The sequence below is a fragment of the Methanothermobacter sp. genome, from assembly GCF_030055425.1.
GTDB lineage: Archaea > Methanobacteriota > Methanobacteria > Methanobacteriales > Methanothermobacteraceae > Methanothermobacter.
The window spans coordinates 1-15,187 of the sequence record NZ_JASFYE010000008.1 but is presented as its reverse complement, the minus strand read 5'-3'; the positions used below and the strand labels follow the sequence as shown (position 1 = coordinate 15,187).

20 protein-coding genes are annotated in these 15,187 nt (G+C 52.4%); all 20 read right to left on the bottom strand.

The genetic code is table 11. The annotated features are described in order from the left end of the window. Nucleotides 1-118: 118 nt before the first annotated feature. On the bottom strand, nt 119-1,936 hold the full coding sequence (locus tag QFX39_RS07700; RefSeq protein WP_300479094.1) for a cation-translocating P-type ATPase: 1,818 nt from the start codon (nt 1,934-1,936) through the stop codon (nt 119-121). Nucleotides 1,937-2,075: 139 nt separating this feature from the next. Beyond that, the gene (locus QFX39_RS07695) at nt 2,076-2,711 is read right to left on the bottom strand and encodes a CBS domain-containing protein (RefSeq protein ID WP_300479091.1); all 636 of its coding nucleotides are present in this window, start codon (nt 2,709-2,711) and stop codon (nt 2,076-2,078) included. Next, nucleotides 2,701-3,456, bottom strand: coding sequence for a 4Fe-4S binding protein (locus QFX39_RS07690; protein WP_300479089.1), 756 nt, complete (start codon nt 3,454-3,456; stop codon nt 2,701-2,703). Before QFX39_RS07690 ends, QFX39_RS07695 begins: the two co-directional genes overlap by 11 nt. A gap of 79 nt (nt 3,457-3,535) precedes the next feature. Continuing rightward, the gene (locus tag QFX39_RS07685) at nt 3,536-4,477 is read right to left on the bottom strand and encodes a carbohydrate kinase family protein (protein WP_300479087.1); all 942 of its coding nucleotides are present in this window, start codon (nt 4,475-4,477) and stop codon (nt 3,536-3,538) included. Next, complete coding sequence (locus QFX39_RS07680) at nt 4,477-5,367, bottom strand: formylmethanofuran--tetrahydromethanopterin N-formyltransferase (protein WP_300479085.1); 891 nt, start codon at nt 5,365-5,367, stop codon at nt 4,477-4,479. The genes QFX39_RS07685 and QFX39_RS07680 overlap by 1 nt, the downstream gene beginning before the upstream one ends. 21 nt (nt 5,368-5,388) lie before the next feature. Continuing rightward, nucleotides 5,389-6,414 (bottom strand): energy-converting hydrogenase A, subunit R, encoded by a 1,026-nt coding sequence (locus QFX39_RS07675; protein ID WP_300479082.1) that lies wholly within the window; start codon nt 6,412-6,414, stop codon nt 5,389-5,391. Next, nucleotides 6,398-7,687: a 4Fe-4S binding protein gene (locus QFX39_RS07670; protein WP_300479248.1), complete on the bottom strand. Its 1,290-nt coding sequence runs from the start codon at nt 7,685-7,687 to the stop codon at nt 6,398-6,400. Before QFX39_RS07670 ends, QFX39_RS07675 begins: the two co-directional genes overlap by 17 nt. Nucleotides 7,688-7,869: 182 nt before the next feature. Further along, nucleotides 7,870-8,892: a 4Fe-4S binding protein gene (locus QFX39_RS07665; protein ID WP_300479080.1), complete on the bottom strand. Its 1,023-nt coding sequence runs from the start codon at nt 8,890-8,892 to the stop codon at nt 7,870-7,872. Between the two features lie 23 nt (nt 8,893-8,915). Then, complete coding sequence (locus tag QFX39_RS07660) at nt 8,916-10,028, bottom strand: nickel-dependent hydrogenase large subunit (protein ID WP_300479078.1); 1,113 nt, start codon at nt 10,026-10,028, stop codon at nt 8,916-8,918. Beyond that, nucleotides 10,025-10,471 carry an NADH-quinone oxidoreductase subunit B family protein gene (locus QFX39_RS07655; protein ID WP_237779551.1) on the bottom strand — a complete coding sequence of 149 codons (447 nt, stop codon included), beginning with the start codon at nt 10,469-10,471 and terminating at the stop codon, nt 10,025-10,027. The genes QFX39_RS07660 and QFX39_RS07655 overlap by 4 nt, the downstream gene beginning before the upstream one ends. Nucleotides 10,472-10,553: 82 nt before the next feature. Beyond that, nucleotides 10,554-10,940 (bottom strand): DUF1959 domain-containing protein, encoded by a 387-nt coding sequence (locus tag QFX39_RS07650; protein WP_300479074.1) that lies wholly within the window; start codon nt 10,938-10,940, stop codon nt 10,554-10,556. Between the two features lie 2 nt (nt 10,941-10,942). After that, complete coding sequence (locus QFX39_RS07645) at nt 10,943-11,251, bottom strand: DUF2104 domain-containing protein (RefSeq protein ID WP_300479245.1); 309 nt, start codon at nt 11,249-11,251, stop codon at nt 10,943-10,945. 30 nt (nt 11,252-11,281) lie between these two features. Then, complete coding sequence (locus tag QFX39_RS07640) at nt 11,282-11,533, bottom strand: energy-converting hydrogenase A, subunit K (RefSeq protein ID WP_300479072.1); 252 nt, start codon at nt 11,531-11,533, stop codon at nt 11,282-11,284. A 24-nt stretch (nt 11,534-11,557) separates the two neighbouring features. After that, on the bottom strand, nt 11,558-12,421 hold the full coding sequence (locus QFX39_RS07635; RefSeq protein ID WP_300479070.1) for a respiratory chain complex I subunit 1 family protein: 864 nt from the start codon (nt 12,419-12,421) through the stop codon (nt 11,558-11,560). A 31-nt stretch (nt 12,422-12,452) separates the two neighbouring features. After that, on the bottom strand, nt 12,453-12,668 hold the full coding sequence (locus QFX39_RS07630; RefSeq protein ID WP_300479068.1) for a DUF788 domain-containing protein: 216 nt from the start codon (nt 12,666-12,668) through the stop codon (nt 12,453-12,455). 10 nt (nt 12,669-12,678) lie between these two features. Further along, nucleotides 12,679-13,350 carry a proton-conducting transporter membrane subunit gene (locus QFX39_RS07625; protein ID WP_300479066.1) on the bottom strand — a complete coding sequence of 224 codons (672 nt, stop codon included), beginning with the start codon at nt 13,348-13,350 and terminating at the stop codon, nt 12,679-12,681. Further along, nucleotides 13,350-14,012 (bottom strand): EhaG family protein, encoded by a 663-nt coding sequence (locus QFX39_RS07620; RefSeq protein WP_300479063.1) that lies wholly within the window; start codon nt 14,010-14,012, stop codon nt 13,350-13,352. Before QFX39_RS07620 ends, QFX39_RS07625 begins: the two co-directional genes overlap by 1 nt. After that, on the bottom strand, nt 14,009-14,488 hold the full coding sequence (locus QFX39_RS07615) for a DUF2106 family protein (protein WP_300479061.1): 480 nt from the start codon (nt 14,486-14,488) through the stop codon (nt 14,009-14,011). Before QFX39_RS07615 ends, QFX39_RS07620 begins: the two co-directional genes overlap by 4 nt. Further along, entirely contained in the window at nt 14,485-14,745 is a 261-nt protein-coding gene (locus tag QFX39_RS07610) for an EhaE family protein (RefSeq protein WP_300479059.1), read from the bottom strand. Before QFX39_RS07610 ends, QFX39_RS07615 begins: the two co-directional genes overlap by 4 nt. A 188-nt stretch (nt 14,746-14,933) precedes the next feature. Further along, the coding region (locus QFX39_RS07605; protein WP_300479056.1) for a DUF2108 domain-containing protein at nt 14,934-15,187 on the bottom strand (254 nt) is incomplete at its 5' end.

Sequence of the window (15,187 nt, the reverse complement as noted above, 5' to 3'; positions counted from 1 at the left end):
AGCATCAGTACCTTGCAATAAGCAGACTGTTCACAAAAAAAGATAATGGTTCTCAATAGCATCAGTACCTTGCAATAAGCAGACTGTTCACAAAAAAAGATAATGGTTCTCAATAGCATCAGTACCTTGCAATAAGCAGACTGTTCACTATAACAAAAAGCGAGAGACCCATATCACCCACAGCAACCGCGAACCACAGAGGTACCGAGCCGGTGACAGAAAGCACCGCAAGGGATAGTTTAACAGTAACCGTTAAAGCCGTGTTGATCCTCACTGTGCGGATGGTCCTCCGGCTTAAATCAATGAGTTCATCTATCCTCTCAAGGTCATCCTCCACAAGGGTTATATCGGCTGTTTCAAGTGCCACATCCGACCCCCGGACACCCATTGCTATCCCAACATCTGCAGCTGCAAGGGCCGGTGCATCGTTAACACCATCACCAACCATCGCAACTGGTCCCCCCTTTCTAACCTCATCAATAACCCGCATCTTATCCTCGGGGAGGAGACCCCCATGATAGTTTTCAACTCCAAGCTCCCCTGCAACCTCTGCTGCAACCTCCTCGGTGTCCCCTGTCAGGATCATGACCCTGATTCCCCTATTCCTGAGTTCTGAGATTGTCTTACTGGCTGAGTCCCTGATTTTATCTGTGAGGGTTATCTTTCCTGCTATCCCCTCTGGTCCCTGGAGGTAGACTGTGGTCCCATTACCTGGGCTGGCCCCTACAAGTTCAGGGCTTCCAATGGTGTACTTCACCCCGTTGATGTAGCCTGAAACACCCTTTCCTGGCATGGACTCAAATTCACTGACCTCATCTGTTTCTCCATGGTAGGAGTCAACTATGGCCTCTGCGATGGGGTGCCCTGACCTCCTCTCAAGGGAGGCTGCGATCCTGAGGACATCATCCCTCCTCTCAGGGGGTTCAACCGAGGTGACCCTGGGGGATCCCTCTGTGAGGGTTCCAGTTTTGTCGAAGATTATGTTTCTTACCGAGGCCATGGCCTCCAGGAACTCCGAGCCCTTGATGAGTATGCCCCTTCCTGCAGCGGCGGTCATCCCGGAGACCATTGCAACCGGTGTTGATATGAGGAGTGCGCATGGACATGAGATTACAAGAAGGACAAGGGCCCTGTAGACCCATGTTCCGATGGATCCACCCATTATGATGGGGACTGCTGCCGTTAGAACCGCGAGGGCTATGACAGCTGGGGTGTAGACTGATGCGAAGCGTTCTATGAACCTCTCCCTGCGGGATCTTCTGGTGGCAGCCCTTTTAACGGTTTCAATAACACCTGCAAGCACCGTGTTATCTGCTCCCCTTGTAACCCTGACCTCAAGGTATCCGTCAAGGTTCTGGGTACCTGCAAATACCTCACTGCCCTCCTGGACAGTTACTGGAAAGGATTCCCCTGTTATATTTGACTGGTCCACCTTTGACCTGCCCCTGGTGACGGTTCCGTCGAGTGGGATGGTTTCGCCGGGTTTTATACCTATTATGGACCCAACAGTCACCTCCTCAACCTTAACCATCTTCTCAGCATCACCGAGGACCCTTGCGGTTCTTGGCCTGAGTCTTATGAGTGATTCCACGGATCTGTGGGATCTTCTGTGGGCGTACTCCTCAAGGTACTCTGCAATGTTATACAGAACCGTTACCAGGGCCGCCTCTGTGTAGTCACCAAGCGCAAGGGCACCGGCGACTGCTATGAGTATTAGGAAGTTCACTGTGAAGCGTCCCCTGAGGACTGATCTGATTGCTGAGGGGAATATCCTGTAGCCGGCAGCCGCCACTGCGGCAAGTAGCAGTGGGATTGAGATCAGACTGTCTGTGAAGCTGAGGATAATCCCTGCTGTGAGTAGTGTAACTGATGCTGCGATGACCTGTATATCTCTATCCCCCTCCTCCGGGGAGCATGAGCTGCATTCACATCCCATACAATCACCTGAACATATGAATACACATTCATATGTATTCATATTATATAAGTGTTCCTTAATATCGGTGATGCCGGGGGCGCCAGTAAAAACCTTCAAAAGTCCGGAGGGAAATCAATGAGATAAAAAAAGAGAGGGATTACTTCCTTGCCCTCGCAATCTTTCTTGCAATCACAAGTTCACCGATGGCTATCAGACCGACAAAGAACTTTTCAAGACCACCTGTAGCCCATATGGCCTCGCCAAATGTGGAGTTCCTGATCCTCTCCTCGTATTCCTTAGGCTTGATCCTCTTACCAGTGCGCCTCCTTGTGATGATTGCAGCGGCCTCCATGAGTTCGTCCCAGCTAACACCCTTGAGTTCACTGTTCATGGCCTCGAATATCTTGTAGACCTTGATCTCATAGAGCTGTGAGAGTGTCTCAACGATGTCAAAGGACCTCACAACACCGACAACCCTCCCCTCATCATCCAGTACAGGGACACTAACAAGTTTGTGGTGGGCTGTTTCAAGGACCGCCAGTCGCGCCGGGTCGTTCTCATTGACGTGGACTATCCTCTCAGGGGGCTGCATAATGTCGGATACAAGTTCAACTCCATCCCTGAGTCCCCTCATCACATCAAAACTTGTAACCCATCCAACAAGTTTTCCCTCATCATCCACAACCGGTGTTGTGAATTTCCTCGTCTTCTCCATCTTCAGGGATACATCAACAACCCGGTCCCCAGGGGAGACGACTATAAAATCCTTATCCATTATCTCCTTAACTTTCATCTGACAACCTCTCCAGTTTAAGTGCTGCCACAGGACACTTAGACGAACAGACCTCACAGAGGATACATTTATCTCCATCAACAACAACTTCCCCATCCTCAATCCTTATGGCGCCGGTGGGGCAGTTCTCCTCACATACAAGGCACTCAACACATGCATCCTGATCAACCATGAGTTTACGGGTCTCAATGACAGGTCCGAGTTCCCTTTCAAGTTTTATGGCATCTGAGGGGCACACGTTGACGCAGGCGCCGCAGCCAATGCATATGGATCTATCAACCACTGCAGTTTCCCCCACCCTTATTGCGCCTGTGGGGCAGAACCTCTCACAGGTGCCGCAGGCGGTGCATTTATCTGTAACCTGGATATCCCTCATGCGGAGTGTTCTGTGGGGAATCCTCAGGTATTCAAGGTTGTACGTGACATCCTCATCAATGGTGGCTGTGCTCTCAACAACATTTATGCATCTCACGGGACAGGTCTGGGCACATATTTCACATTTAACACAGTTATCGAGTATTCTGGCAGCCCGTGAGGCAGATGAATCTGTTATGGCGTCAACAGGGCACTCCTCAACGCAGAGGTTGCACCTGACGCACTTGGGTGTTATGTCTATGAATTTATCGCGAACACTGCACCTTCCAAGTTCCACACCGACTTCCTCAGGGCTCTCCTCAAGGTCCATCGACTTCAGTGCAACGTCCCTCTGGAGATCATCAAGTTTCTTTTTAAAGACAATATCCATGATACAACCCCGGTATTTGTTCAATCCTTAAAGAGATTAACATGATCCTCCTCTATTACTTTAAACATGTTCACTTAAATTATTTTCCAGAATCGCCGCGTGTATTCGGATTGACATCCCCCCTGAGGTACCCCTCCAGAACCTCAAGGGCCTCCCTCCCTGGGAGGGACGATGTGGCACCATAGCCCTCTATGCACCTTGATGCCAGGTAGTTTCCAAAGAGACACGATACCTCAAGTCCATGTCCTGAAAGCCATGCATAGAGGAAACCCGCATTGAATGCATCGCCGGCGCCTGTTGTATCCCTGCAGGTGGTCTCAAGTGCCTCAACCATCACCTCAGAGCCATCAAAGGCCCTGACACCCTCAGAGCCCATCTTCATGACAACCACATCCACCCCAAGTTCAGCCGATGCCCTGGCAGGGTCAGTGGATCCTGTCATGAGCTCCAGTTCCCTCCGGTTGACCAGGAGGATGTCTGTCCTCTCAAGGATACCCTCAAGTTCAGATGCGCCCCGTTCTGCATAGAGGTGGCCGGGGTCGAGGCTCACTGTCACGGAGTCATCGATGACCTCCAGGACCTCCCTCTGGACCCTGATACCTGACCCTGCAAAGGATGTGAGGTGCAGTAGCCTGGTTTTCAGTGCATCCTCTCTGACCTCATCCATGCTGAGGGTGTCGTTAACCCCTGGGTCCACGTAGAGTGCCCTGTTTCCCTGGGGGTCAACGAATCCCATGACCCTGCCGCTTCTTCCCTTCCCTGAGACGGCAATGTAATCGGCGACACCCTCACCCTTCAGATTCTCCCTTAGGATGGAGCCCTCCCTGTCACCTGCAACCTTGCCGATGAAGGCCGTCCTCAGGCCGAGCCTCGCAAGGCCTGTTATGGTGTTGGCTGCTGATCCACCGCAGGACTCCACTGCATCACTGACAAAGACCTCCTCATCGGGTCCTGCTATCCTCTCAACCATGTGGAGCTGGTCCATGTTAAGGGCCCCGAGGCCCACTGCATCAAATAACATCAGAGAACACCGTGAAGGTCTATCCTGTGGTCCCCCAGTTTACCATCATAGTTACCCGCTGACACCATCAGGACGCCGTCGTAGCGGCAGACAGCCTCTATACCCGCCCTCATGGCCTCCTCAAGTGCCTCCAGGGACAGGCCATTTATGACGATCTCGGGTATGTACCCGACGCCCTCAGGGACCCTTGACTCATCACCCAGTAGGTCTCTGAGACTTGGACAGTAGGGGTGGTTGGTTGTGGGGCCTATCCAGGGGTAATTGGTCTCGGGCTTGGAGGCGGCCGAGCAGATATCAAAGGGTGTTACAACACCCTCAACCTCACCTATGGCATTTATGGCGGCCCTTCCGGCCTCAAGGACGGTTTCAGGGTCCCTGCACATGTACCAGAAGTTGGCCCCCATAATCGCGTCCCTGTAACCCAGTTTTGATTCAATCTTAAAATCCGGGACCGCTATTGGGATGTTTATCATTTCACGGCCATCAAACTCCTCAATCCACTCATAACCGTCCCCACAATGGCCCACATGCTTCATCATATCCATGTATCCATCAGGGTCCGGTGTGGAATTGTAGAGGGCTGTGAATGGCTTCACCAGTATGTCCTGCCTTATCCTGTAGGAGAGTTCAACCTGGAATTTCTCCAGGTCAGGGAGGGCATAGTAGAACTGTACAGTGGCCCCTGGCCTCCCATCTGGTGTTTCATCAGCTGAGTGGAATGATTCAACGCCACCCTCAACTCTCCCTATAACCGCGCCCGGGGTTGCAGTTGAATCGCAGGCCGCCCTCCTTACGGTTTCCATGTCACGGGCCGTTATGGTGGCCCTCACACACCTTCCGGTGAAGGCCTCTGAGAATGTATCCTCGATTACCGTTCCGTTAATCTCCATAATCAACACCTGAAGATCCATTCAGCCCAGGGACCCTACATCCTCTCCCCTGATCCTCTTCCTGACTGCGAGGCTCTCCTCAACGAGTTCATCGGTATCATCCACGGGTGTGATGATGGGGTAAGAGTCCCTGAATATGTTCTCGAATCTCTCGGCAACCCTGAAGTCCACCCTGAAGGATTCAAGGGCCCTTTCAGGGTCATCTGAGTACGCCTTAACGAATTCCATTACGTAGTTCCTCCCGAACCTTGAGTGAAGGTCCACGAGTGGCAGGAGGGCCCTTGCGTCCTGGGATATGACGGCCACCTCGGCCTCCCTGAGGGCGTACCTGTTACCGTTGAATGAGACAGGTATACCCTTCCCCCTGAGTTCCCTGAGGGGCTCGACATCTGTTATGCTGTCCCCCACATACATGGCCGCCTTCGCTGTTAAACCGAGTTCAGATAGTATCCCCCTGAGGGCGACCCTCTTACCGTCCCCACCAACAGTCCTGACCTCATCAAGGAGCCCCCCTATCCTCATCTGTGGTATTTTCTGGAAGAATATCTCATCCAGGTCCTGGAAGTCCCCATCAATGACTTCCTCCCTGAGTTTCATGAGCATCTCCCTTTCATCATCCCCTATCGGGACGTTGAGGGTGAGGGTGGTGTGGCGGGTGTTCTCAATTGGGAAGCCTGTGCGCCTGCAGAGGGCTTCTATGTAGTGCCTGTAACTTGTGCTTATGATATATGAGGGCATGAGCTGCATGGCAAGCTCGAGGGTCTCCTCCGCCCCTGGTACAAGTTTGAGGGTCTCCTCTGAGAACTCAATGAGCTTCTCATCGGTGACACCGTAGGCCACCAGGAATGGTACTATGAGCTTGAGGGTGTCCCCGGCATTGTAGCCGGGCCTCTTTATCTCATCTGCCAGTATGTCATCAAATTCGCTGACCTTCCTGAAGAACCTGTCACCTTCGGGCATGAAGTGGGCCGCGGCTTCAAATGCGTTGTCGTTCAGTGAAACCGGGCCCTCGCAGTCTGTCACAAAGACCCTATTCAAGGTTATCATCCTCCAGGTTAAGTTTCACCGCGTTAACAGGGCATATCTCCTGGCATTCACCGCAGAGTATGCAGGTGTCATCATCAACCTCCACCTCACCATCCAGTGCCATGGCATCAACGGGGCAGTGGTTGACACAGACACCGCACCTCTGGCAGATGACATGGTCCACCCCCACTGAACCGCTTCTTGGTCCCCTTAGGATTCTGCGCTCAAGGTATATCCTGTCATCAGATGCCCTGAAGCCCTCCTCTGTTATTTCAACCGCATCAACGGGGCAGACTCCCCTGCAGCGACCGCAGAAGACGCATCCATCCTTTATCTCAACAGGGGCTGGTGTTACAGGTTCTATAACTCCAACCGGGCACTCTGTGACGCACAGTCCGCACCCGATGCACCTATCCTCAAGGACCCTTATACTTCTCTTTGGCTTTGTGAAGTCCACTATATGGTTGAGTTCAAGGATTTCAAGGTCCGAGTCGACGAGTTCCTCTATTCCGTCCCTTATCTCATCTGTGACATCCACCCTGAACTCGGGTTCATCCCTGGTGAACCTCCTTTTCACGCTCCTCAGGACCGAGTCTATCCTGCCAAGGTTCCTCACCAGTTTCTCTGATTCCCTCTCAAGGATCTCCCCTGCTATCTCCATGTTATTGAGTTTTGAGAAGTTCTCGTAGGCCCTTTTTCTGGATGAGTACTTTATGGCTGCTGATGGGCAGACGTCCATGCACTCCTCGCACCTTGCACAGTATGATGGGTCTATGTAGGGGAGTTTGTTGATCTTACCCACCTTTATGGCGCCCCTGGATGGGCAGACCCTGGTGCAGGTCATGCATCCTATGCAGTCCCTCTGGTTAACCACAACTGCCTTTCCACCCACCACGGATCGTGGCAGGATTTCGCCGTATTTTATGGCCTCTGTGGGGCATGCCCTTGCACAGTAGCCGCACCTGACGCATTTATCCTCGTCTATCTCACTGTGAACACCGGTCTCCCCTGATGAAGTCAGGTGTATTGCCCCTGTCCTGCAGGCAGATACACAGGCACCGCATCCACGGCATATACGGGGGTTTATCACAGGGACATTCTCCCTTATGGGCTCCCCGAGGATTGTCTTCATCTTTATGGCGTCGTAGGGGCAGGCCTCCCTGCAGAGGACGCAGCCGAAGCAGCGGTCATCTATCTCAACCTCCCCTGTGTCCGGGTCCATGTGCACGGCATCCACGGGGCATACCTTCAGGCAGGGTTTATCAGGGCAACTCCTGCATTTCTCATGGTCGATTTCATAGTCAACGTCAACTTCCCTGAGGGGCTTTACGGGTTTTGCTGCAGCTGGAATGTTATCATCTCCTCATCACTTTACAGGAAGCGCCGCAACTTATTATGATCCTAATGTTATCATCTCCTCATCACTTTACAGGAAGCGCCGCAACTTATTATGATCCTAATGTTATCATCTCCTCATCACTTTACAGGAAGCGCCGCCGGTTTTATGGTGATCTTTATTACCTCTTCCCCATTGGATTCATCAATGAGGAACCTTGCAACGTAGTAGCCGGCAACACCGAACGGGCAGGTCTGGTAGCATGTGCTGCACCTGAGGCACTTTTCAGGGTCCCGCACGACCCCCTCCTCCTCCGAGTAGGTTATGGCGCCTGATGGGCACTCCTCGACGCATAATCTGCACTGAACACACTTCTCGGGGCTCCAGGTTATTATCCTCATCTTGAGGCGATCCGTTATCATCTCGAGGATGTCCCTGGTGATCTCCTCATCGGGTAAAACCTCAAGGGCCCTTTCAAGGAGTGGTCTGAGTGGGTGGTTCATCCTGTAGACCTCACCGGCCCCGAGTTTCTTTATATCCTCACTGCGCTCCTCAATGGCCGCCTCCAGTTCATTGACAGCCAGGTTTATAACCATCTTCTGCTCCTCAACGTATGCCACGTGTATCCTCTTGAGGGCGCCCTTCACGGGGCACTTCTCGAGGCAGTCCCCGCATGCTATGCACCGGCTCTGGTCAATCTCGACCCTGCCGTCCTCCTCAACGATTGCGTCAACCGGGCAGGCCTTCAGGCATTTCTTGCAGCGTATGCAGAGGTAATCGTCTATCACGTAGAGCTTCTCGGAGGGTACGATTGTGAACTCTTCCCTTATGAGGTGGTTTTCACCGCATTCTATGGTCTTGGGGTCGGTGGGGCAGACCTCGGCGCAGAATCCGCACCTGATACATGCCCCCCGCACTATTACAGGGTAGGTGAGACCCTCCTCCTCAGAGGTATCAGTATCCCGGACCAGTTTTATGGCGCCAGGGGCAGGGCATGCTGTGGTGCAGGCTCCGCAGCCTATACAGTACTCCTTATGTACTGTGGGGAAATCCCTGAACCTTTCAGGTTTTTCAAGGATCTCGTGTTCTGTATGTGCATTTGCAAATTTCTCTGCCCATGATTTACGGGCAAACTCGTAGAGGTACCATATTACAGAGGACATAGGACATCAACATGATCAATTTTTTAGAGGAGTATCTCCCTCTTTCCCCCATCTTCGTCCAGGACCACGACCCTCTCTGCACATGCTATGCATGGGTCTGCACTGGCATAGGTTGCAACGGCATCTGCAACGGTTGCAACGTCCCGTAGCATGTACTTTGCACAGGCATCGATGTTCATGATGCTGGGGGTCCTTATGGAGATGTTCTTTATGAGGTTGCCGTTGGTCTCAATCATGTAGGCCACCTCGCCACGGGGTGCCTCGTTTCTCCACTCCCCGTAGCCGGCCTTCACATCCACCTTCCTCCTCACAGGGCCGGATGGGATATTGTCTATCACCTGCTTTATGAGATCAATTGAGACCCTTATCTCATCGAAGCGGTTCATGACCCTTGCAAAGTTGTCCCCCTCGTCCCTCCAGATTGTCCTGAAGTCCAGGTGGTCCCTGTAGGTGGGGTGGTCCTCCCTGAAGTCATACCTTATACCTGAGGCCCTTCCTATGGGTCCCACTGCCCGGGCCTTCTCTGCCTCCTCCTGGCTCATGTAACCCACGTCCCTTGACCTGAGCCCTATGAGTGGTCCGTGCTCGAACATTTCAACGTAACGGTCGAATTCCCTTTCAAGGTCCACTATGATACCCCTTATCCTTGAGAGGTGATCCTCTGAGGCGTCCATCCTCACACCCCCCACAACGTTCCAGCCCATGTTGACACGGTTACCGGTGAGTAACTCGATGGCATCCATGACAGGCTCCCTCAGGGCCAGCATGTACATGAACATGGTCTCATGGTCAAGGGCCTTGAAGTAGGTTGAATTTGCAATGAGGTGACTCTGTATCCTGTCAAGTTCGTTTGTCAGGGCGCGGAGGAACTGGGCCCTTGGCGGGGCCTCCACCTCAGAGATGGCCTCGAAGGCCTCTGCAAAGGTCTGTGTGTGTATGTATGAGCATATCCCGCAGACCCGCTCAGAGAGGTATATGGCCTTCTGCCAGGTCTTGTTCCTCATGACCCTCTCTATTCCCCTGTGAACGTATCCGTACTCTATCTCGGCCTTAAGAACCTTCTCACCCCTGGTCTTCACCTTGAGCCTTATTGGCTCCTTGTAGCCGGGGTGCATTGGTCCAAGTGGCAGTATCATCTCTTCCTCCCCCTCTCTGCTATTGCATCCGGTGCCACCGATAGTATGGCCTCAAGTATCTCGGAGGGCCTTGGAGGGCAACCAGGGACCTCGGCGTCCACCGGTATGAAGTCGGAGACCGGCGCATAGACGCTCCCGCCCTCCTGGTTGAATACGTCCCCTGAGATGGGGCAGTTGCCCAGGGCCACCACTATCTTTGGCTCAGGTGCCTTGCTGTATATCCTCTGAAGCTTCTCCCTCCACTGCTCTGTAACGGCACCGGTCACCAGTATCACATCAGCCTCCCTGGGGTTCTGGTGGACGTATATACCGTACTGTTCGAGGTCATATCTGGGTGAGAGGAGTGCAAGGACCTCTATGTCGCAGCCATTGCACCCCCCTGTGTTCACAAGACACACATGGATTGATGTTTTCCTCAGAATACTTTTAAGGGCATCCAACATTTCTTTACCTCTACATCTACTCTTTTATGATCACGCTAATCTTAAGGGCATCCAGCACCTCTTTACCTCTTCTATGATCATGCTAAGCTTCAGAGCGGAGTATCTCATGGAGCCTCCTCTTCCCCTCGGCAAGGGCCTCCTGGTATTCGATTCCCGCCAGGATCATCTCGGTTATCTCATCCTTGAGTGTTTCCGCATCTTCAGCATCCACGATCTCCATAACATCCACGAGCCAGCAGAGCTGGAGGTCACTGTGCAGCCTCTCCTTTATGCACCTTGGCCTTGCAGACTCGAATCTGGGGTGGAGGGCCTCAAGGCTGGACATGTCTAGTTTATCCATGAGTATCTCCTGGAACTCCTCCAGGTCAATTTCAAGGTCCCTGGAGAGTGGCTTCACAACATCCTCCTGCCACCGGTAACTTTCAATTATCCTCCTCTTCATGAGCCTCATGAGTTCTCCTTCATCCATAACTACCACCCCGGGGTCCCGGCCAGGAGCCATATTATGAATGCCGCCGCAGCCCCAGTGACCGTCTCGTATCTACCATACCCTGGCCTCATACCGGCGACCATGGCCACCATGAAGAACCCCGCCGTCCTTAAAAGGGGGGTGAAGGGTGCCAGGGCCGCATTAACAAGCACAGCCCACCCCACGAGGGCCACTATAAGTGCCAGTGGGTCTATTTTTTCCTTCACAAATGGCTCCCTGTACTTCCTGTAACTTAAGAGTAAACCGATTACCGAGCCAGCGATAAAGGAAACCGTGTATACCAGGTACATTTCATACAATGTTATCACCAGTGAATTTGATTATACCGGTCTGTAGAGGACCAGGAATGAAATTATGAAGAGTGCCAGTACCGCGAAGAACGCAACCCTTTCAAGTTCCTCTGAGAGTTCAGAGAACCTTTCACTGCCAGACATGAGCAGGAGAACCATGAATATTGCTGCAAGAACTGTGACCGGTATTACAGATATCCTCTGCATGATGGCTGCAAGCAGGCTCACGATTATTACTCCACCTGCAACAAGTGCCGTGAGTACCGTTAGACCTTTCTCCATTAAATCCCCTCTCTAAAATTACTATCACATTACAAGCATAAGAATGATGGACCCTGCTATACCTAAAAATGCCAGGATGACCTGTATGGCCACAGAGTGGTTTGGGTTCAGCATGGGCGTTGTTGCGTTTATGAATGCCGTCACCGCCGTGATTATCACCATTCCCAGGATGTAGAGCGGCAGGCTGAGTCCCCCCACGAATACCGTGAGGAATATCCAGAGGAGCATGTACCATGCTATGGACTCCGAGATCATCAGGTAGCCCCTGAGGACCCCGAAGTGCTCTGTCTCATAACCTGATATTATGTCCTTACCCTTGGTTATGGAGAATGGTGAGTAGGGTGCCTTTGAGAGTATGAGGACAAAGAACATCATGGCCGCCAGTGGGAGCTTGAGTATGAGTGGCCCGTGGATGCTCTGGTAGCCTATGATGTCCGATATTATCATCGTCCTGGTCTCCAGGTATATGATGGCGAGCACCGCGAAGAGTGGCAGCTCGGCTGCAGCAGAGAACACTGCACGGACACAGCTGAGCTTACCGTAGGGTGAACCAGATGATGATCCTGCATTGTGCTCAACGATCTTGTGGAGGGCGTATATCCCGAAGAAAAGCAGGAGTGACCCCTCAAGCACGGGTCCCACGATAACCGCGCTCACCCATATACCGCAGAGTGTCGCCGCTATCGCCACATAGAATGGCATGGCAGCCGTCCGGGGGAACGATGACTCCTTTATGTAGAACTTGAGGGTGTGGAGGAGGTGCTGTATAACAGGGGGGCCTGGCCTCCTCTGTATCCTCGCCATCACCTTCCTCTGGAACCCCAGAAGCAGGCTCCCCACCAGAAATGCTATTGTAATGTTAACTATGATGTTTCCCATCAGATTCATTTCATCACCGCAACGTATGGTTCCATGATCATCAGTACCCTATGAATGGTTCGTTAACCCTCTCATCAGCCTCATCCTTCTCTGGTCTGGCCATGGAGAGTATCCCCACCGAGAGTATGAAGACAGGGATGAGGAATATGGCCACACCATAAACCACCCACGCCGGTGGGTTGAACAGGAGGGCATATATTATCCCGGCTCCTGAGAGTATGAGTGCAGTAAGGCTTCCTGCTTTAAGTTTATTCATGATCTCACCTTCAGAGTGCAACTATCAGTAAAACCTCAATTGCCCTTACAATCACAAGGAGGGAGCTGAGGTGTATTATGAGTATGAATGGCGAACCCGGTGTTCTGAACATCTCAGCCTTGGTTGCATAGAAGGGTGCAACACCGGTCTCACCGATAACCCCCATGAGAAGGAGGATGCTCGCGAAGCTTATCATGGGGTTTCCCCCGAGTTTTGAGAGTTCAAGTAGGCTCAGTGTACCTGATGAACCAAGCACCATGGCCGCACCCCCAAAGAGGGGGAGTGAGGCCATCATGGCTATGAGTCCATACTGGAATGCCGCGTCAAGCACATCCACCTGTCTCACAGCTGAGACTATCCCGATGTTCACTATCCCTATGAGTGCCACGAAGAGTGTGAAGTTGAAGAGGTCACCTGTAACCATCGCACCTGCGGTTGCAAGTCCGCAGACGATTGCAAGGAACCTCCTGATCCTGAACTCGGCGGTGTCAACCTCAACCCTCCGGTTACCCAGTGTCCCGAACTCTGTCTCAACCTGGGTCTCTGTCCGGCTTATGGCTATGAGGAATGTGAATATAAGGACAGATGCAAACATGAAGAGGTTGAATGGTGTGAGGTAGAGCACTATGTCCCCGAAGGGTATCTGACCCAGCAGCTCACCGCCAAGGGATGCTATATCCATCATTCATCACCCCCTGCTTCCATGATCTCCTCCCTTGCAAGGACCCCGATGAGGCCCATCTTGCTCGCCACCTTGATCAGTATACCGCAACCTGAGAGGAATAGTGCGGGGAGCCAGAGCTGTGGTGCTGTGAAGAATATTATGAAACCTGCAAGCCAGAGGCACCAGGTTATACCTGAGACACCCGCTATACCATTCCACTCAGCCACCGGCAGGCCACGGGCCTTTCTGGTTGCAGCGTAGAACAGAACACCTGCACCTGCAACTGCACCCCCAGTGAAACCTGTGAGGAACACGCCGTAGGCTATGAGTACAAGGGCCAGGAAGTTGGGGGCTGTCCTGAAGACCTCAAGTTCCATTGGCACGCGTTCAATTTCCTCCACCTCACCTCGGATCCTCATCTCCCTTGAGATGAGTATCTCTGATATGGCCATTATCTCTGCCAGTTCAACCACGAGCCCGGGGAGTATGAGGGCCTCTGCAAGGTCTGTTCCAACCGCTGCAACGATGACGAGCATTGCTATTCCCACTATATCGGTGATTATGAGTGCGCTGAGGTCGTTCTTCTGGAATGATATCCCGAGGAGCGCTATGAACCCTGCTATGAGTCCCGTGTAGACCGCCGGGACGAAGAGTGAAACTGTGAATTCCGGCACCATCATGGTTTACGCCTCCTCACGGTGAAGTTAAGGGCGACCCATGATGCTATGGTGAATGCCATCATGAGTATGCTTGACTCAAGTACCGTATCAAGGCCCCTTGTGTAGTAGAGTATCTCATCTATGAGGCCCCCTGGGGATGAGTATATTGAGGTCCCGAAGTAGTGGGTCAGGCCCTTGATGGCTATCGCTATCGGTGACAGGTAAGCCGTGATCTTACCCAGGTTAACCTCAAACTGGGGGTACTGGGACTTCACGTCACCGGGTTCCTTGAGCGGAACCCCGCCGCGGTCGTAGGGTGCCAGGGGGTCCTTGCTGTTAATCTGCTCCTGTGGAAGTGGTCTCGGGTAGAGCTGGTTCTCATTCAGTGTTAATGGCACCAAAAAACCCACAAGGAGCACGAGTCCAAGTGAGAATGCAAATAGGCGGGGTATCCTCTTGGGGTTTGCCAGTTCGTTGAGGATTCTTCCAAGGCTCATCCTTCCACCCCCATCTCCTCGAGCCTTATAACGGCCCTGAGGAGTATCAGTGTCATGATTGTTGTGGCCGCGATGAAGGTGAGGAGTGCCAGTGTGTGGTTGTAGGTGAGGAATATGAGTGAAACACCAACCGCCGGTATCTCGGTGTTCAGTATCCTGACTATTGGGTCCCTTACACCGGGACCTGCGACGGTTGCAATGGAGCCTATTATTACAAGTGCGGCCCCTGCATAGAACCATATCTGGGTTTCAAGCAAGTTTCCCACCTCTCACATCCAGTAAGTGAATATCAGACAAGATCCTCACCCCTCGCTACCCTCACATCGGAGTAAACATGAATATCAGACAAGATCCTCACCCCTCGCTACCCTCACATCGGAGTAAACATGAATATCAGACAAGATCCTCACCCCTCGCTACCCTCACATCGGAGTAAACATGAATATCAGACAAGATCCTCACCCCTCGCTACCCTCACATCATTGATTCTCATAACAGCCATGAGCAGTATCACAGTTGATATGGGGTCAAAGAGGGCCGCTGCTGTGGCCACGTCAAGGTATCTGGCCGCCGCGAGGACCATCACAAAGCCCCCCTGAAGCAGAGAGAACATTATTATCTTATCAAGGGGCCTTGGAAGGAGTATGATACCTGCGGCACCTGTGAATATCACGAAAATTCCTGTGTTTGTAAGGTTAA